The sequence below is a fragment of the Streptomyces lincolnensis genome (genome assembly GCF_001685355.1).
Lineage (GTDB): Bacteria > Actinomycetota > Actinomycetes > Streptomycetales > Streptomycetaceae > Streptomyces > Streptomyces lincolnensis.
Genome location: NZ_CP016438.1, coordinates 3,388,408 through 3,404,830, shown reverse-complemented (window position 1 = coordinate 3,404,830; position 16,423 = coordinate 3,388,408). Strand labels below are relative to the sequence as shown.

Below are 16,423 nucleotides of genomic sequence, written 5' to 3'. Positions count from 1 at the left end.
TCTCAGGCCGTGGAGCCGCCGTCCACCACCAGGTCCGCCCCCACGACCGAGGCCGCGTCGTCCGAGGACAGGTACAGCACGGCGGCCGCCACCTCCTCGACGGTGGAGACGCGGCCGAGGGGTACGGCGCTCTTCATGCGCTCCGCGCGCCCGGCCGCCGTCTCGCCCGGCAGGAGGGACATGGCCGTCGCGCTGGCTCCCGGGCTGACGGCGTTGATGCGCACGCCGTCCGCGATGTGGTCCAGGGCCGCGCCGCGGGTGAGGATCGAGACGGCCGCCTTGGTGGCGCCGTAGGCGGTGGTGCCGGGGATGCGTCCGTGGACGCCGATCCGGGAGGCGATGTTGACGATCGCGCCGCCGCCGGGCTGGGTGCGCATCTGGCGGACCTCGGCCTGGAGGGCGAGCAGGACGCCCGTGACGTTGATGTCGAGCATCCGGCGCCAGGCGTCCTCGTCCACGTCCGCGACGGGCAGGCCGCCGCCCTCCAGGACGCCCGCGTTGTTGACCGCGATGTCCAGTGCGCCGAAGTGATCGACGGTGGCCTGCACGAGGGCACGCAGGTCGTCGGCGCGGGTCACGTCGGCGGTGACGGCCAGTGCCTTGGCGCCCGCCTGCTCGACCAGGGCCTTCGTCTCGTCGAGGGGGTCGCGACGGCGTCCGGCGACGACGACGTTCGCGCCCTCGGCGGCGAACGCGAGTGCGATACCGCGCCCGATGCCGGAGCCCGCGCCGGTGACGAGGGCGGTCCTGCCGGTGAAGCGTGTGCTGGTGGTCATGATCTCCCCTGTGTCTCGGCCGCATCCCGGCCTGTATCTCGGCCGCATCCGGCCGCTTATTTTGACCGATCGGTTCAATATGAAGGCGTGAAAAAAGCCCTCGCGAGGCCCACGAGGGCGGTGGCTCAGTCGAGCAGGGTCAGCGCCTGCTCCGCGGCGTCGCGTACCCGGGCCGGGTCCGCCGACGCCTTGCCGACGACCCGCATGCCCTGCATCAGGACCAGCAGCATGCGGGCGAGGGCGCGCGGATCGCGGTCCTCGCCCAGCTCGCCCTGGGCCTGCGCGCGCGTCAGCGCCGAGTGCAGCAGGGTCTCGATGTGGTCCCAGCTGTGCTCGACCCGACGGGCCGCGTCCGGGTCGTGCGGGGCGAGTTCGGCGGCCGTGTTGACCACGAAACAGCCGCTCAGGCGCCTGCCCGCCTCGGCCGACTCCGCCGCGAAACGGCGTACCACCGAGCGGACGGAGGGCAGTGCCGGCCCCGGCTGCGACAGCTCCCGCAGCAACTGCGGGTCGCAGGACTCCTGGTAGCGGTCCAGCGCCCGCAGATACAGCTCGTGCTTGCTGCCGAAGGTCGCGTAGATGCTCGCCCGCCCGATACCGAGGTGCTCGACGAGGTCGGACATCGACGTCGCCTCGTAGCCGCGCCGCCAGAACAGCTCTAGGGCTGCCTGGAGCGCGGCGTCCGGATCGAACTCCTTGGTCCTGGCCACGTGTCGCAGCCTAGGGGGAACGAGAATGATCGGTCAAGAATGCTTACTACGCCGCGCGTACCTCGTACGTCGCGATCCGCACCGACTCCTCGTCCAGGCACTGCCCGGTCTCCAGGTCGAACCGCTGCTTCAGCAGGGGCGAGGCGACGAACGGGCGGCCCTGGTGGGTGCCGGTCAGACCGCGGGAGAGGACGGCCGCGCCGCCGAACGGGTCGCGGTTGTCGACGGCGTACAGCTTGCCGTTGCGGTCACGGAACAGGGCGGCCTGGCGGCCGTCGGGCAGCAGCGCCGCCACACCCCGGCCGGGGAGCAGCCGGTCCAGCTCGCAGACCGTGAACCAGCCGTCCTCCAGCTGGACTTGGATCTTGAGGTCGGTCGTCTCGGGTGCCAGGGTCATCGCTGGGCGCTTCCTTCCAGGGGGCGGTGGCCGATGGTCAGCAGCGGCAGGTCGGGCTTGATCTGGTCGCGCTCGGGGACGAAGCCCACGACCGGGTCGGGGGTGTCCGGGGCGTTCACGAAGGACACGAACCGGGCGAGCTTCTCGGGGTCGTTGATGGTCGTCGCCCACTCGTCGGCGTAGTGCGCGACATGGGCCGTCATCAGGGACTCCAGCTCCTCGCAGATGCCGAGGGAGTCCTCCACGACCACGTCACGGACGTGGTCCAGGCCGCCGGGGATCCGCTCCAGCCAGGTCGAGGTGCGCTCCAGGCGGTCCGCGGTGCGGATGTAGAACATCAGGAACCGGTCGATCAGCTTGATCAGTTCGGCGTCGGTCAGGTCCTGGGCGAGCAGGTCCGCGTGGCGCGGGGTGGCGCCGCCGTTGCCGCCGACGTAGAGGTTCCAGCCGTTGGAGGTGGCGATCACGCCGAAGTCCTTGGACTGGGCCTCGGCGCACTCGCGGGCGCACCCGGAGACCGCCGACTTCAGCTTGTGCGGGGAGCGCAGGCCCCGGTAGCGCAGCTCCAGGTCGATCGCCATGCGGACCGAGTCCTGGACGCCGTAGCGGCACCAGGTCTGGCCGACGCAGGACTTCACCGTGCGCAGGGACTTGCCGTAGGCGTGGCCGGACTCGAAGCCGGCGTCCACCAGCCGGGTCCAGATCAGCGGGAGCTGTTCGACGCGGGCGCCGAACATGTCGATCCGCTGACCGCCGGTGATCTTCGTGTAGAGGCCGAAGTCGCGGGCGATCTCACCGATCACGATCAGCCCCTCGGGGGTGATCTCACCGCCGGGGATGCGCGGGACGACCGAGTACGAGCCGTTCTTCTGGAGGTTGGCCAGGAAGTGGTCGTTGGAGTCCTGGAGGGCCGCCTGCTCGCCTTCGAGGACGTAGCCGCTCGCACCGATCGTCGGGGCGAGGGAGGCGATGATCGAGCCGACCGCCGGCTTGCAGACCTCGCAGCCGTCGCCGCCCTTGGCGCCGTCCCGGCCGTAGCGGTCCAGGAGGTCCTGGTAGGTGTTGATGCGCAGGGCGAGGACGATCTCGTACAGCTCCTCGCGGGTCTGCGAGAAGCAGCCGCACAGGCCCTTGTCGACCTCGACGCCGGACGCCTCCAGCTCGGCGGTGACCAGCTGGCCGAGGACCTTGACGCAACTGCCGCAGGTCGTACCGGCCTTGGTGCACTTCTTCACCTCGGGCACGGTGGTGCACTGGTGGTCGGTGACCGCGGCGCGGATCGTGCCCTTGCGGACGTTGTTGCAGGAGCAGATGATCGCGTCGTCCGGCAGCGCCGTCGGGCCGAGCTGGACGGACTCCCCGGCCCCGGCCGGCAGCACCAGCGACTCGGGCGAGACCGGCGGAACCGATCCGGTGAACGCCTTCAGCGTGCCGTACGCCTCCGCGTCGCCGACCAGGATGCCGCCGAGCAGGGTGCCGTCGCGGCCGATGACCAGCTTCTTGTACAGGCCCGAGCGGGAGTCGGAGTAGACGACGTCCAGGCAGTCCTCCGTGGTGCCGTGCGCGTCGCCGAAGGACGCCACGTCCACGCCGAGCAGCTTCAGCTTGGTGGACAGGTCGGCGCCGGTGAACGTCAGTTCCTCGGCCTCGTCGGCGGCGATCGTCGCGGCGACCGTCTCGGCCTGCTCGTACCCGGGGGCGACCAGGCCGTACACCCGGCCGTCGGAGGCCAGCGCGCACTCGCCGATCGCGAACACGTGCGGGTCGGCGACCGTACGGCACTGCTCGTCGACGGAGATGCCGCCGCGCTCGCCGACCGTCAGACCGCAGTCGCGGGCCAGCTGGTCGCGGGGGCGGACACCGGCGCTGAACACCACCATGTCGGTGGCGAGTTCGGAACCGTCGGACAGCTTCATGCCGGTGACGGCACCGTCGGAGCCGACCACGATCTCCTGCGTGCCGACGCCCGTGTGGACGCTCAGGCCCATCTCCTCGATGGTGCGCAGCAGGGCCGCGCCACCGCCGTCGTCGACCTGCACCGGCATCAGCCGCGGCGCGAACTCCACGATGTGCGCCTCGACGCCCAGGCCCTTCAGCGCGCCGGCGGCCTCCAGACCCAGCAGACCGCCGCCGACCACGGCACCGGTGGTGGCCTTCGACTTCGCGTACGCCTCGATCGCGAGCAGGTCCTCGATCGTGCGGTAGACGAAGCAGCCCTCGGCGTCCTTGTTGGGCACCGGCGGCACGAAGGGGTACGAGCCGGTGGCCAGGACGAGGACGTCGTACTCGAAGACCTGGCCGGACCGCGCGGTGACCTTGCGGGCCTCGCGGTCCACGGTCTCCGCCGGGTCACCGACGTACAGCTCGATGCCGTGCGTCTCGATGAACGCCATGTCGGTCATCGACAGGTCCTCGGGCGTCTTGCCCGAGAAGTACGAGGTCAGCGCCACGCGGTCGTAGGCGGGTCGGGGCTCCTCGCACAGGACGACCACGCGGTGCGTGGCGGTCAGGCCGCGCTGGGCGAGCGCCTCCAGGAAGCGCTGGCCGACCATGCCGTGGCCGACGAGCACGATCGTGGGGGTGGCCTCCGTGGCCTCCGGGGTGGCGGTCATCAGGAGCCTCCATCGTTGGTGAGCAGGTGGAGCAGAGGGGCACCGTCGGCGGGGAGCGGCTCTGCTCCCTCCCAGGCGCGGGCGAGTGCGCCGACGGTGCCCAGTTCGCCGACGAGGACCCCGCCGACCAGACGGTCGTCGCGGACGACGACCTTGCGGTAGGTGCCGCGGGTGGCGTCGGCGAGCTGAACCACGTCGTCGCCGGGGAGCGCCTCGGTCTCGCCGAACGCGGCGAGGTCGAAGAAGCCTTCACCGGCCAGCGTCAGCCGGGTCAGTGAACGGGTACCGGTGTAACGGGCGTGCGGGTCACCGGTGGTGCCCGCCTCGCTCGCCAGCAACTCGGCCAGCACATCGGCCTGTTCGAGCGCCGGCGTCGCCAGCCCGTACACCGTGCCGTCGTGCTGCGCGCAGTCGCCGAGGGCCCGGATGTGCGGGTCGGAGGTGCGCAGTTCGTCGTCCACGACGATGCCCTTGCGGACGTCGAGCCCGGCGACCTGGGCGAGGCCCACCCGAGGGTGGACTCCGCAGGCCAGGACCACGAGGTCGGCGTCCATGGCGTATCCGTCGGCCATCTCGACCGAGCGGACCGAGCCGTTGACACAGCGCACGTCGCGGACGCGCAGGTCGGTGTGGACCTCGACGCCGAGGTCCGTCAGATGCCGCCGGACCAGCTTGGAGGCGGCCGGGTCGAGCTGGCGCTCCATCAGCCGCTCGGACTGCTGGGCGAGGACGACCTGGGCGCCGCGCAGGGCGAGTGCCCGGGCCGCGGAGACACCGAGCAGTCCGCCGCCGATGACGACCGCCCGCGCACCCGGCCGGACCGCCTCGGACAGCCCCAGGCAGTCGTCCATCGTGCGGAAGGCGTGGACGCCGTCCGGCAGCACGTGGTCGGGGGTGAACAGGCCGCGCAGCGGTGGGAGCACCGGGTTGGAGCCGGTGGCCAGGACCAGGGTGTCGTATGCGATCTTCGTGCCGTCGGCGCACTCGACGGTCCGCTCCGCGCGGTCGATGCCGGTGACCCGGGCGCGGACCAGGTCGGCGGGTGCCGGGAGCGCGATCACCTCGGGGCTGTAGCGGCCGGCCAGCACCTCGGCCAGGAGCACCCTGTTGTACGGGTGGTGCTCCTCGTCGCCGACGAGCGTCACCGACCTGCCGAGCTCTGCGAGCCGCCGGGCGAGACGGACGCCCGCGAGCCCGGCGCCGATCACCACCACACGCGTATTCGAGGTCATGTCCAGGAGCGTGCGTGGTCGGTGTTACCCGGTGGCATCACCTCTGTTTCCCGCGAGGAACGCTGCCCTCAGCACAGGCCGCGGGTGAATGTGAGGGTTCGTGACAGGCCTCGGGAGCGGGCTGTGAGGCGCCGGGGGCCATACCCCCGCGCACCTCGGGTTTCCGTGCACACGCCATCGTCTACGACGGGGGCGGCACCGGGGCCCCGGCGGCGGGCGGGTAATCGTTCGACAACCGTTGTGGGGTTCGTCATGCTGCGGGCCCACGACCCGCACGACCAGCTCCGGGAGAGGCCCTTGAACCCCACGATCCGCCACATCACCTTCGACTGCGCGGGCGAGCCCTACGACCTCGCCCGCTTCTGGTCCGCGCTGCTCGGGCGCCCCATCTCCGACGAGGACGAGCCGGGCGACGCGGAGGTGCTGATAGAGGCCCCGGACGCCGGCCCCGGACTGCTGTTCGTCCGGGTGGGAGAGGGCAAGACGGTCAAGAACCGGGTGCACTTCGACCTTCGGCCCGACGACCGCACCCGGGCCCAGGAGGTCGAGCGGGCCCTGGAACTCGGCGCCCGGCAGCTCGCGGACCGCACGCTCCCGGACGGCCGGGGCTGGGTCGTGATGGCGGATCCGGAGGGCAACGAGTTCTGTGTGGAGCGGGGCCGGCTGGGCTGAGCCCGACAAGCTCAGCGGAGCCTCAGGTCATTGGACAGGGCACTTATCCCGTCCTTAAGGTCGCGATCATGCCCGACATATCGCTGACCATGGTCGTCGTCCTGTGCCTCGCCGCCCTGGCGGCCGGCTGGATCGACGCCGTGGTCGGCGGCGGAGGCCTGCTGCTCCTGCCCGTGCTGCTCCTCGGACTGCCGGCGAACACACCGGCCGCCTACGCCCTCGGCACCAACAAGGCGGTCGCCATCGTCGGCACCTCGGGCGCGGCGGTGACCTACGCCCGCAAGGCCCCCGTGGACGTACGGCTGGCCGTACGCATCGGGCTGGCGGCCCTCGCGGGATCCTCGGCGGGGGCCTTCTTCGCGGCCGGGATGAGCACGGACGTGCTCAAGCCGCTCATCATGGTGGTGCTGCTCGCGGTCGCCGCCTTCGTGATCCTGCGCCCCGCCTTCGGCACCGCCCCCGCGACCGGCCCCGCCACCCGCCGCCGGATGCTCGCCGCGATCGGCCTCGCGGGCATCGGCATCGGCTTCTACGACGGTCTCATCGGCCCCGGCACCGGCACGTTCCTGGTGCTCGCCCTCACCGCCGTCCTCCACCTCGACCTGGTCACCGCCTCCGCCACCGCCAAGATCGTCAACTGCTGCACCAACGCGGGCGCGCTGGCCACGTTCGCCTGGCAAGGCACGGTCCTGTGGAAACTCGCCGCCCTCATGGCCCTGTTCAACCTCGCGGGCGGCATGCTCGGCGCCCACACCGCCCTCAAGAAGGGCAGCGGCTTCGTCCGGGTGGTGCTGCTGACGGTGGTGTTCGCCCTGGTGGCGAACCTGGCGTACGAGCAGTGGCTCGCCTAGGGCCCCTCGATGAGCAGGTCGACCAGGCCGGTGGTGTCCTCGTGGCCGTGCCCGTCGGCGAGGCGACGCTCCATCAGGGCCATGTACGGCGTCAGCAGCTCGGTGCTCACGCCCTGCTCCTCGGCCGTGCGCAGCAGGGTGGCGTTGCCCGCGACCTGCATGGCCAGGTTGGAGACGACGTCCTTGCCGTAGTCGCCGCTCTCCAGCTGGTCGGCGGCCGTGTGGACCATGGGTGCCATCGCGGTGAGCCAGCCCTGGAGCAGCGGGGCGAAGTCCTTCGGCGCGATGTCCTCACGGCGGATCAGCGCGAAGGCGTGCGTGATGCCCGCGAACATCCCGCCCATCGCGCTCAGCAGCGCCACGTCGTGCAGGGCGGCGAACCCCGGGTCCGCCCCGACGTAGGACGTCCCGGCGGGCACCGCGAGGGTGTCCCGGTGCTCCTCGAAGAGCGCGGCGGAACCGCTGTAGAAGACGTAGGCCCCGGAGCCGGCGGCCCCGATCATCGGCGGTACGGCCATGATCCCGGCGTCCAGGAAACGCGCGCCGCGCTCCTGTGCCCAGGCGGCCCGGGCCCGGCCCTGCGCGGGCGTACCGGTGGTCAGGTTCACCAGGTCACGGCCGGTGAGGTCGGCCGCGTCCAGGGCCTCGCCCACGGAGGCGTCGTCGAGCAGACAGGCGATCACGAGACGGCTCGCGGCCACCGCCTCGGCGGCGCTCACGGCGACCGTCGCGCCCTCGGCGGCGAGGGGCTCGGCGCGGGCGGGGGTGCGGTTCCAGACGGTGACGGGGTGCCCGGCGGCGAGCCAGACGCGGGCGAGGGCGGTGCCCATGGCACCGGTGCCGAGGAGGGTGAGCGGGGTGAGAGGGGTGCGCGGGTGGGTGCGGGACGTGGGTGCGTTGTCAGTCATGACGTCTAGGCTCGTCGGTGGTGAACGGCCTGCTCAAGTACGTACTTCGGAGTGGGTGGTTACCGCCGGGAAAGGGTCCAGGCAGGGGAGGGGTGGGCAGGGTGACCGGACGACGGCCGGGAGCGTACGTCTGCGGGATCGACGCCGCGATGGACGTGATCGGCGGCAAGTGGAAGGTGCTGATCCTGTGGGCGCTGCATGTGCGCCCGTGCCGCTTCGGCGAGCTGCGCAGGGAGCTGCCGGGGGTGACGGAGAAGGTCCTGGCGGCGCACCTGCGGGAGCTGGAGGCGGACGGCATCGTGCACCGGGAGGCCTACGACGAGGTGCCGCCCCGCGTGGAGTACTCGCTCACTCCCCGGGGGGCCACGCTCAACGAGGCGCTGGCACCGCTGGGGGCGTGGGGCCGGGAGAACATCCTCGGGGGTGCGCCGGAACCGCCCGCCTCAGCGGCTGCTCCCGGTGAGGTGCGCGAAGACGACGACGTTGCCCTGATAGCCGGTCGCCGGTGAGTAGCCGCCCCCGCAGGTGATCACCCGGAGCTCGGGCCGTGCGGCCGCCCCGTACACCTTCGCGTCGGGGAAGCCGGTCGCCTTGTACACCTCCACCGCGTCCACCGTGAACACCGCGACACCGCCGTCCCGACGGTCCACCTCGATGGCGTCGCCCTTCTTCAGGGCGCCGAGGGCGTAGAAGACGGCGGGCCCGTCGGCGTTGTCGACATGGCCGGCGACGATCGCGGTGCCCGTCTCGCCGGGGGTGGTCCCGGCCTCGTACCAGCCCGCGAGGTTCTTCTGCTCGGCCGGCGGGACGTCGAGGCTGCCGGTCCTCGTCAGTCCCAGCCCCGTCAGCGGGGCGTCCACCCGGATCGAGGGGATGCGGATCCGGTCGGGCGGGGAGGGCGGCAGGGCCGGTGCCGCGGAGTGCGCGGAGCCGTCCCGGTCCCGGCCGAGGTGCGCCTGCGCGGCGGACGGCTGCGGCGGCGGGTGCGTCTCGGCACCACTGCGCAGCAGCCACGCCCCGGAGCACAGGGCCACCACGGTCACCCCCGCTATGGCGGTGTTGCCGAACCTGCGCATGGCGACCCTCTCCCGACCCGGGCATGGTGATGTAGGCCGTGCCCTCCTTCCCCCTCCGGGCCGCGAGGGGCGTCGGACCCGGAGGGGGAGGGGACATGCGGTACCGGCGGACGGACAGCGGAGGGTGTCCGTCAGATCCCGTCGCCTCTCGCCCGGCGATGCAGGAGCCAGGTACCGCCCGCGGCGGCGACGGCGAGAGCCGCCACGCCGGCCGCGGTCTGCACGGGGTCGGGGCCCAGAGCGCCGCCGACCCCCGTCTTCACACTGCCCCGGGGAGACACCTGCTGCCGGGTGGACGTGAGCGTGACCACCAGGTCGCCCACGACCCGCCGACCGCTCTCCGCGCACGTCCCGGCGATCTCGTACGTCCCCGGCTGCGCGCTCGGCGGCACCCGGAACCGCCCGATCGCCTCGCCGTCGCGCGCGCTCGGCGCCAGCGTGAACGCGCCCGCGCCCACCGCGCTGGCGTCGCCCGCCACCGTGCCGCCGTCCCCGCACGCCGCCGTGTTCACCGTGACCTGTCCGCCCGGCACGACCGCGGAGGGGTACACCTCCAGCTTCCCGTCGCCGCCGCCGTACGCGGGTGCGGCAGCCAGACCCGCGACGGCCACGGCACACGCGGCAGCGGTCAGCAGGCGGGCGGTACGTCGCATCGGTGCTCCCTGGAACTCTTGGTGGGGCTGCCCTTCCGAGGTAAGTGGCAGCGGGGCCCGAGCGCTTCCTGAGGGAGCGTCAGAATTGGGGTGAATGGGTGTCAGGAAGGGGGCGCCCGGAGGCGGCCCCCGATGTGTTTCAGCAGGTCATCAAGGTTTGGTGGACGCGCGGGAAAAGTGGGCCCGAAGGGTGCGGGGGCGGGGGTGTGAACGGGTGACGCCCTGCCGGGAGCACGGCCCCGCAGTACCGTGTCCTCATGGGACAGCGCATGGAACAGCGCATGGAACAGCGCATCACCTTGATCACGCTGGGAGTTTCCGATCTCGCCCGCTCCAAGGCCTTCTACGAGGCCCTCGGCTGGCGGGGGCAGGAGGTCCAGGAGACCGTCTTCTTCCAGGCGGGCGGCCTGGGGCTGGTTCTGTGGAGTCACGAGAAGCTGGCCCGGGACTGCGGTCTGGAACCCGGGCGGGCGAGCGGCTTCGGGGGGATCGCCCTCGCGCACAACGTCCGCTCGGACGCGGAGGTGGACGCCCTGCTCGCGATGGTGGAGAAGGCGGGCGGGACCGTCACGAAGCCCGCGGCGGTCAACGCCGTCGGTTTCTACTCCAGTGCCTTCACCGACCCGGACGGCCACGCCTGGGAGGTCGCCCACAACCCGGCCTTCCCGCTGGCCGAGGACGGCACGGTCACCCTGCCGGACTTCGGCGCGGCAGGGTGACAAGGCTCAGGAGCGAGGCCCGCACCGCACCCGTCACTTCACGTTGACGGCGCTCCAGGCCGCGCCCACCGCCCCGTGCTCGGCGCTGCCCGCCCCGTACAGGTCCTTCGCCGCGCTCAGTGTCGCCGTACGCGCTCCGGCGTAGTTCGTCGACGAGGTCATGTAGACCGTGAGGGCCCGGTACCAGATGGCGCCGAGCTTGTCCCGGCCGATGCCCTCGACCGTGGAGCCGTCGTGGGTGGGGGAGTCGTAGCTCACCCCGTCGATGGTCTTCGGCCCGCTGCCCTCGGCCAGCAGGTAGGCGAAGTGGTTCGCGACGCCCGAGGAGTGGTGGACGTCGAGGTCGCCCAGCGAACTGCTCCAGTAGTCGGCCGAACTGCCGTCCTTGGAGGGCTTGTCCATGTACCGCAGGGCGTCCCGCGCGAAGCCGGAGCGGACGATCTTCTCGCCGATCAGGTAGTCGCCGGGGTCGGAGGCGTTGGCGGCGTGGAACTCCACCAGGGTGCCGAAGACGTCGGAGGTGGCCTCGTTCAGACCGCCGGACTCGCCCGAGTAGGTCAGCGCGGCCGTCTTCGAGGTCACGCCGTGCGTCATCTCGTGGCCCGCCACGTCCAGCGACACCAGCGGCCCGAGCTGGGTGCCGTCACCGTCGCCGTACGTCATGCAGAAGCAGGTGTCGTCCCAGAAGGCGTTGTTGTAGTTCGTGCCGTAGTGGACGCGGCTGTAGGAGCCCTGGCCGTCGCCCGCGATGCCGTTGCGGCCGTGGACGTCCTGGTAGTAGTCCCAGGTGACGTCGGTGCCGTACTGCGCGTCGACGGCGGCGCCGGCGCGGTCCGAAGCGGCCCCCGTGCCCCAGTGGTTGTCCGCGTCGGTGAAGACCGTCGAGGGCGCCCGGTTCAGGCACACGGTCAGCAGGCACAGGTCGGTCTTGTTCGCCGCGTCGCCGGTGTACGTGTTCCCGCGCGTCGCGTCCTTCAACTGGTACGTCGATCCCGACAGGGTCGTCTCCAGCGGAACCGTGCCGCTGTACAGGGACCTGCCGTCGCCCGTCGCCGTCTCGACGGAGTCCCAGGCGTCGATCTGGCCGCCGGTGCCGGCGTCGGTCAGCACCGTGCGCGCGACCGGGTTGCCGAGGGAGTCCTGGGCGACGGCGTCGGTCCGCCAGGCCAGCTTCGGGGCGCCGTGCAGGGCGTCGACGACCAGCTGGGGCTTGGCCGTCAGCCGCTTCAGGGTCTCGCCGAGGTGCACGGCCTTGAGGGCGTTCACCGCGAGGTCGGCGGCCTTCGGTGCCGACAGCGCGGGAGTGACGCCGGCCAGGGATATCGCGTCCCTCGTCGCGCGGTCGGCGCCGCGGTACGAGCCGTCGGAGGCCAGATGGACCACGAAGTCGCCGCCGAGCACGGGCAGTTGGCGGTAGGTGCGGTCGTAGCGGACGTGCTGGGCGCCGTCCTCGTCGACGACGACGTCCCGGACCCTCGTCCCCTGCGCGGAGGTGAGACCGAGCCGCGCGGCCTGCTCCACGAGCACCGAGGCGGCGTTGTCGAGCACGGTGGCCCGGGCCGGCCGGTCGGCCGCGTCGGCGGCGGGGGAGAGCGCGGCGGCCAGCAGGGTAACGCTGGTCAGGGCCACACCGGCGGTGGCGGGACGGGAACCTCGGACATGCGGCCGTATCCGGCTCATCGATCTCCTAGGGAGGGCGCCCGCAGGCGCGGGGGCGCGGCGCTGATGATGTTGACGACGAGTCAAGGCGCCCCGGGCATGTCATGTCCAGGGCGCGTCTGAGGAGGTGTGTGAGGGGAGAGAATCGTTTCTGTGACGGCTCTCCCGCTCCCCTTCTTCGTCTACGGCACCCTGCGCCCCGGCGAGGCCAACCACGACCTCTTCCTGCGCGGCCGCACCCGCTCCGAGCACCCCGCCCGCCTGTCCGGCGCGAGGCTCTACGACGGTCCCGGCTATCCCTACGCCGTGGAGGAACGCGGGGGAGTGGTGCACGGCGAACTCGTCACCGCGCTCCCGGAGGCGTACCCGGAGCTCCTGGCCGCGCTGGACCGCCTGGAGGAGTACGCCCCGGGCGACGCCCGCAACCTCTACGAACGGGTGCGGCGTGAGGTGACCCTCGACGCGGACGGGTCGGGCGTCCGCGCCTGGGTCTACGTCGCCGCCCCCACCGTGGCCGCCCGCCTGCGTGCCCACGGCAGGCCGATCGAGAGCGGCGACTGGTTCGCGCGCCGCTGAGCGGCGGGCTACCGGCCCCCGTTTCGCTGTACGCCGGGCTCCCCGGCCCGCAGCAGCGCCTCGGCCATGGACTCCCGCCGCCAGCGGCGCAGGAGTTCGTGGAAGGCGACCGCGCCGTGCGGGTAGGAGGTCGGGCCGTTGGGGCGGCCGGCTCCTTCACGGTTGTAGTAGCCGGGGGTGCACTCGGCGTGGAACCACTCGTGGTCGGGCGCGCCCTCGGCCATGACGGCGGTCCAGGCGTCCTCGGCCTCGCGGGAGGGTTCGAGGAGGGCGCCCTCGGACTCGGCGGCCGCGACGAGGGCGGCGGCGTGCACGGCCTGTTCGTCCAGGACGTGGGTGAAGTTGACGCTGCTGGCGTTGTGCAGGGTGCCCATCCGGATCAGGTTCGGGAAGCCGTTGCTGGTGAAGCCGTGCAGGGTGCGGATGCCGTGCCGCGCCCATGTGTCGAGCAGTTGGTGTCCCTCCCTGCCGTACACCGGGAGCTTGCCGGACTGGACGCCGGAGACGCCGACGGAGAAACCGGTGGCGAAGATCAGGCAGTCGAGTTCGTGGAGGGTGCCGCCGGCCACGACGCCGTGCTCGGTGACGCGTTCGATGCCGTGGGTGTCCGCGGTGTCGACCAGGGTGACGTTGGAGCGGTTGAACGCCGGGTAGTACAGGTCGGAGAAGGCGGGGCGCTTGCAGGCGTACCGGTACCAGGGCTTGAGCCGCTCCGCCGTCCCCGGATCCGTGACCGTCCGCTCGACGCGGGCCCGCACCTCGTTCATCTTGGCGGCGTCGGCGACCTCGTAGGCGGCCTCGAAGACCTCGCGGTCGCCCTGCCGGCGGAAACTCGGCAGCAGCTTCTCCAGCAGGCCCGCCGACGACGTCCAGCCGTCCGCCACGAGATCCTCCCCGGCCTCCTCCCCGGAGACGATGCGCAGGAAGTTCTCGCGGCGCTCGCGGGCCCAGCCCGCGCGGTCCGCGCCGACGTCCCCCGCGGTGGTACGGCGGTTGGCCCGCACGTCGACCGTGGAGGGGGTGCGCTGGAAGACGTACACGTGGGCCGCGTCCTCGGCCAGCATCGGGATGACCTGCACACCCGTGGCGCCGGTGCCGACGACCCCCACGCGCTTGTCCGCGAGCCCGGTCATGCCGCCCTCGGGGCTGCCGCCGGTGTAGCCGTAGTCCCACCGGGAGGTGTGGAAGGTGTGCCCCCGGAAGTCCCGGATGCCCGGTATCCCCGGCAGTTTCGGCTCGGTCAGGGTGCCGGTGGCGGTGATGACGTACCTCGCCCGGAAGGCGTCGCCCCGGTCGGTGGTCACGGTCCAGGCGTGTTCGCTCTCCTCCCAGGTCAGTTCCGTGACCGCGGTGGAGAACAGGGTGTCCGCGTAGAGGCCGAACTTCTCGGCGACGCGCACCGCGTGGCGGCGGATCTCCTCGCCCGGTGCGTACTTCCACTCCGGCACGTACCCGGTCTCGTCGAGCATCGGCAGATACACGTGGGACTCGACGTCGCAGTGGATGCCCGGGTAGCGGTTCCAGTACCACGTACCGCCGAAGTCCCCGCCCTTGTCGATGATCCGGATCCGCTCGACCCCCTGCTGACGCAGCCGCGCCCCGGCGAGGATGCCGCCGAACCCGGCGCCGATGACGGCGACGTCGACGGTGTCGCGCAGCGGTGCGCGCCCGGCCGGTTCGCCGGCGTAGGGGTCGGCCGCGTAGAAGCCGAACTCGGCGTCGGCGTCGAGGTATTGGCGGGCTCCGTCCGGCCGCACCCGCCGCTCGCGCTCGCGGTGGTAGCGGAGCCGGAGCGCGGCCAGTTCGTCGGGGGTCGGCGGGTGAGGGTGCGTCATGTGGGGTGGCGTCACGGCCGTACCATAACAACGACCGGACAACGCTGTCCGGTTGTGGTGCGAGAGCACGATGTTTCCCGGACAGGAAGAGAGTGATCCCCATGCGACGACTCCGGTTCCGCCCGCTCGCCGTGCTCGCCGCACTCGGCACGCTGGCCCTGACCGGGTGCGGTACCGACACGCGCGCTTCCGGCGCGGGGACCGCCGGGCCGGGCAGAACCGTCACCGCCCACCAGTTCATGCGGCTGACCACGACACACCAGGCGACCGGGATGACCCTCCTGGAGGGCCCCACCTTCGGTGCGGACGGCCGGCTGAACGTCGTCGACGTCACCGCACCGGCCGGAGAGCCCAAGCTGATACGCGTCGACGTCAAGAGGAAGACCGCGCGGACCCTCTTCACCGACCGGCGCGGCGCCTACACCTCCGCCCAGTTCAGCCCGTACGACGGCCGGATCTACCTGTCCGACTTCGCGAGCGGCGCGATCGTCTCCCTGGCCGCCGACGGCACCGGACCGCGCACCTTCTTCTCCGGCGAGGTCGACGGAGCCCGGATGCTGCCCGACGACATCGCCTTCGACCGGGACGGCCACCTGTACGTCAGCGACTCCCTCGGCATGTCCGAGGGCGAGGCGCGCGGGCGGGTGGTGCGCGTCGACCGCGACGGCGGGAAGGCGACCGTGCTGGCCGACGGGCTCGCCGCGACGAACGGCATCGCGTTCGACACCGACCACCGCGGGCTGTGGATCAGCGAACTGACGGAGAACCGGATCTCCTACCTCCCCGTCGTCGAGCGGCCCGGCATGTCCGGTAGGCACACGGCCGTCCGCGTCGACGGCGGCATCGCCCAGACCGACTCGATCGCCGTGGACGCGGACGGCAACCTGTACCAGGCGCTGCACGGCCGGCCCGCGATGGAGGTGTACAGCCGGTACGGCGAGCACCTGGCGACCGTACGGATTCCCGGCCGTACCGAAGGGCTGGAGTCGGCGACCAACGTGGCGATCACACCGGGCGGCACGAAGGCGTACATGACCGTCAGCGGGCCCGCCGGGGGCTATCTGTACACCTTCGAAGCGCTCGCGAAGGGCGTACGGCAGTCCAACGGCGGCTGACGCCGGCCGGCCTCAGCCCTCGAAGGGCCGCACCGGTCCCACCGTGATGCCGAGCAGCCGCCAGGCCGCCAGCGCCCGCCGCTCCCGTTCCTCGTGCGTGGCGCCGCCGCTGACGGCTCCGGAGACCATGGCGACCGCGAGCATGAGATCGTCCCGCGCGTCCGGGGCCCCCGCCCGGCCGCCGGCGGGCAGACACCCCCGCAGGGTGCGCCCGACCCGATCGGCCAGCTCCCGGGCGGCCCCGGGGGCGCGGCCCCGCGCCCCCTCGGCATGCAGCAGGCCGATGAACGCCGCCGACCGCACCTGATGCCAGGTCAGCACTCCCAGCACCCCGGCGAGGGTCGCCCCCTCGACGGCCGCGGCCTGCTCGATCTCACGGACGTTCTCCTCCAGGATCGCGGCCGCCACGGCGTCCCGGTCGGGGAAATGCCGGTACAGCACGCCCTGCCCCACCCCGGCCCGGCGCGCGATCATGGACAGCGGAGCGTCCAGACCGTGCACGGCGTAGATCTCCCGGGCGGCCGCGACCAGAGCCGCCCGGTTCCCGGCGGCGGCCTTCGGCCCACGGTTCGCGGGCCGCCGCGCCTGCGACGTGGGATGTTCTGCCATCCGGACAGCGTAACGACGGACGG

At 72.3% G+C, this 16,423-nt stretch carries 17 protein-coding genes; 6 read left to right on the top strand and 11 right to left on the bottom strand.

Going from position 1 to position 16,423, the window contains the following annotated elements:
- Window positions 1-2 precede the first annotated feature (2 nt).
- From SLINC_RS15100 to SLINC_RS15080, 5 genes are all read right to left on the bottom strand, one after another.
- Window positions 3-776 (bottom strand): SDR family NAD(P)-dependent oxidoreductase, encoded by a 774-nt coding sequence (locus SLINC_RS15100; protein ID WP_067432287.1) that lies wholly within the window; start codon window positions 774-776, stop codon window positions 3-5.
- A gap of 125 nt (window positions 777-901) precedes the next feature.
- Entirely contained in the window at window positions 902-1,486 is a 585-nt protein-coding gene (locus SLINC_RS15095; protein ID WP_067432284.1) for a TetR/AcrR family transcriptional regulator, read from the bottom strand.
- Window positions 1,487-1,532: 46 nt separating this feature from the next.
- Window positions 1,533-1,883 carry a nitrite reductase small subunit NirD gene (gene nirD, locus SLINC_RS15090; protein WP_067432281.1) on the bottom strand — a complete coding sequence of 117 codons (351 nt, stop codon included), beginning with the start codon at window positions 1,881-1,883 and terminating at the stop codon, window positions 1,533-1,535.
- Window positions 1,880-4,495, bottom strand: a complete 2,616-nt coding sequence (gene nirB, locus SLINC_RS15085) for a nitrite reductase large subunit NirB (protein ID WP_067432278.1) — start codon at window positions 4,493-4,495, stop codon at window positions 1,880-1,882. Before nirB ends, nirD begins: the two co-directional genes overlap by 4 nt.
- Window positions 4,495-5,727 carry an NAD(P)/FAD-dependent oxidoreductase gene (locus SLINC_RS15080; RefSeq protein ID WP_067432275.1) on the bottom strand — a complete coding sequence of 411 codons (1,233 nt, stop codon included), beginning with the start codon at window positions 5,725-5,727 and terminating at the stop codon, window positions 4,495-4,497. The genes nirB and SLINC_RS15080 overlap by 1 nt, the downstream gene beginning before the upstream one ends.
- 252 nt (window positions 5,728-5,979) lie before the next feature.
- Between SLINC_RS15080 and SLINC_RS15075 the strand changes: the two genes are divergently transcribed.
- Window positions 5,980-6,399 (top strand): VOC family protein, encoded by a 420-nt coding sequence (locus SLINC_RS15075; RefSeq protein WP_067445350.1) that lies wholly within the window; start codon window positions 5,980-5,982, stop codon window positions 6,397-6,399.
- Between the two features lie 68 nt (window positions 6,400-6,467).
- Window positions 6,468-7,250, top strand: a complete 783-nt coding sequence (locus SLINC_RS15070) for a sulfite exporter TauE/SafE family protein (protein WP_067432273.1) — start codon at window positions 6,468-6,470, stop codon at window positions 7,248-7,250.
- On the opposite strand, the gene SLINC_RS15065 is transcribed toward SLINC_RS15070, so the two are convergent.
- Window positions 7,247-8,158 (bottom strand): NAD(P)-dependent oxidoreductase, encoded by a 912-nt coding sequence (locus SLINC_RS15065; RefSeq protein WP_067432271.1) that lies wholly within the window; start codon window positions 8,156-8,158, stop codon window positions 7,247-7,249. The two genes, SLINC_RS15070 and SLINC_RS15065, sit on opposite strands and share 4 nt — an antisense overlap.
- Window positions 8,159-8,307: 149 nt before the next feature.
- Here SLINC_RS15065 and SLINC_RS15060 point away from each other — a divergent pair, with 149 nt between their 5' ends.
- Window positions 8,308-8,667, top strand: a complete 360-nt coding sequence (locus SLINC_RS15060) for a winged helix-turn-helix transcriptional regulator (protein WP_107406825.1) — start codon at window positions 8,308-8,310, stop codon at window positions 8,665-8,667.
- On the opposite strand, the gene SLINC_RS15055 is transcribed toward SLINC_RS15060, so the two are convergent.
- Together SLINC_RS15055 and SLINC_RS15050 are read right to left on the bottom strand one after the other, a co-directional pair.
- The gene (locus SLINC_RS15055; protein WP_067432267.1) at window positions 8,602-9,234 is read right to left on the bottom strand and encodes a class F sortase; all 633 of its coding nucleotides are present in this window, start codon (window positions 9,232-9,234) and stop codon (window positions 8,602-8,604) included. The genes SLINC_RS15060 and SLINC_RS15055 overlap by 66 nt on opposite strands.
- A 131-nt stretch (window positions 9,235-9,365) precedes the next feature.
- A complete protein-coding gene (locus SLINC_RS15050; RefSeq protein ID WP_067432264.1) occupies window positions 9,366-9,887 on the bottom strand; it encodes a hypothetical protein in 522 nt (173 codons plus the stop codon).
- A 281-nt stretch (window positions 9,888-10,168) separates the two neighbouring features.
- On the opposite strand from SLINC_RS15050, the gene SLINC_RS15045 reads away from it, so the two are divergent.
- On the top strand, window positions 10,169-10,606 hold the full coding sequence (locus SLINC_RS15045; RefSeq protein WP_067432261.1) for a VOC family protein: 438 nt from the start codon (window positions 10,169-10,171) through the stop codon (window positions 10,604-10,606).
- A 33-nt stretch (window positions 10,607-10,639) separates the two neighbouring features.
- On the opposite strand, the gene SLINC_RS15040 is transcribed toward SLINC_RS15045, so the two are convergent.
- Complete coding sequence (locus SLINC_RS15040) at window positions 10,640-12,286, bottom strand: M4 family metallopeptidase (RefSeq protein ID WP_067432258.1); 1,647 nt, start codon at window positions 12,284-12,286, stop codon at window positions 10,640-10,642.
- A gap of 132 nt (window positions 12,287-12,418) precedes the next feature.
- Between SLINC_RS15040 and SLINC_RS15035 the strand changes: the two genes are divergently transcribed.
- Window positions 12,419-12,841, top strand: a complete 423-nt coding sequence (locus SLINC_RS15035) for a gamma-glutamylcyclotransferase family protein (RefSeq protein WP_107406607.1) — start codon at window positions 12,419-12,421, stop codon at window positions 12,839-12,841.
- Window positions 12,842-12,849: 8 nt separating this feature from the next.
- Here the strand turns inward: SLINC_RS15035 and SLINC_RS15030 are convergent, their stop codons facing one another.
- Entirely contained in the window at window positions 12,850-14,676 is a 1,827-nt protein-coding gene (locus SLINC_RS15030; RefSeq protein WP_067432252.1) for a flavin-containing monooxygenase, read from the bottom strand.
- Between the two features lie 101 nt (window positions 14,677-14,777).
- On the opposite strand from SLINC_RS15030, the gene SLINC_RS15025 reads away from it, so the two are divergent.
- Window positions 14,778-15,791 (top strand): SMP-30/gluconolactonase/LRE family protein, encoded by a 1,014-nt coding sequence (locus tag SLINC_RS15025; RefSeq protein WP_067432249.1) that lies wholly within the window; start codon window positions 14,778-14,780, stop codon window positions 15,789-15,791.
- Window positions 15,792-15,803: 12 nt separating this feature from the next.
- On the opposite strand, the gene SLINC_RS15020 is transcribed toward SLINC_RS15025, so the two are convergent.
- Window positions 15,804-16,400 carry a TetR/AcrR family transcriptional regulator gene (locus SLINC_RS15020; protein ID WP_067432246.1) on the bottom strand — a complete coding sequence of 199 codons (597 nt, stop codon included), beginning with the start codon at window positions 16,398-16,400 and terminating at the stop codon, window positions 15,804-15,806.
- Window positions 16,401-16,423 lie beyond the last annotated feature (23 nt).

What these genes read in the sequence shown, in the direction of transcription:
- SLINC_RS15100 (WP_067432287.1), bottom strand. Translation starts at nt 776, where the DNA reads ATGACCACCAGCACACGCTTCACCGGCAGGACCGCCCTCGTCACCGGC.
- nirD (WP_067432281.1), bottom strand. Translation starts at nt 1,883, where the DNA reads ATGACCCTGGCACCCGAGACGACCGACCTCAAGATCCAAGTCCAGCTG.
- nirB (WP_067432278.1), bottom strand. Translation starts at nt 4,495, where the DNA reads ATGACCGCCACCCCGGAGGCCACGGAGGCCACCCCCACGATCGTGCTC.
- SLINC_RS15080 (WP_067432275.1), bottom strand. Translation starts at nt 5,727, where the DNA reads ATGACCTCGAATACGCGTGTGGTGGTGATCGGCGCCGGGCTCGCGGGC.
- SLINC_RS15075 (WP_067445350.1), top strand. Translation starts at nt 5,980, where the DNA reads ATGCTGCGGGCCCACGACCCGCACGACCAGCTCCGGGAGAGGCCCTTG.
- SLINC_RS15070 (WP_067432273.1), top strand. Translation starts at nt 6,468, where the DNA reads ATGCCCGACATATCGCTGACCATGGTCGTCGTCCTGTGCCTCGCCGCC.
- SLINC_RS15065 (WP_067432271.1), bottom strand. Translation starts at nt 8,158, where the DNA reads ATGACTGACAACGCACCCACGTCCCGCACCCACCCGCGCACCCCTCTC.
- SLINC_RS15060 (WP_107406825.1), top strand. Translation starts at nt 8,308, where the DNA reads ATGGACGTGATCGGCGGCAAGTGGAAGGTGCTGATCCTGTGGGCGCTG.
- SLINC_RS15055 (WP_067432267.1), bottom strand. Translation starts at nt 9,234, where the DNA reads ATGCGCAGGTTCGGCAACACCGCCATAGCGGGGGTGACCGTGGTGGCC.
- SLINC_RS15050 (WP_067432264.1), bottom strand. Translation starts at nt 9,887, where the DNA reads ATGCGACGTACCGCCCGCCTGCTGACCGCTGCCGCGTGTGCCGTGGCC.
- SLINC_RS15045 (WP_067432261.1), top strand. Translation starts at nt 10,169, where the DNA reads ATGGAACAGCGCATCACCTTGATCACGCTGGGAGTTTCCGATCTCGCC.
- SLINC_RS15040 (WP_067432258.1), bottom strand. Translation starts at nt 12,286, where the DNA reads ATGAGCCGGATACGGCCGCATGTCCGAGGTTCCCGTCCCGCCACCGCC.
- SLINC_RS15030 (WP_067432252.1), bottom strand. Translation starts at nt 14,676, where the DNA reads ATGACGCACCCTCACCCGCCGACCCCCGACGAACTGGCCGCGCTCCGG.
- SLINC_RS15025 (WP_067432249.1), top strand. Translation starts at nt 14,778, where the DNA reads ATGCGACGACTCCGGTTCCGCCCGCTCGCCGTGCTCGCCGCACTCGGC.
- SLINC_RS15020 (WP_067432246.1), bottom strand. Translation starts at nt 16,400, where the DNA reads ATGGCAGAACATCCCACGTCGCAGGCGCGGCGGCCCGCGAACCGTGGG.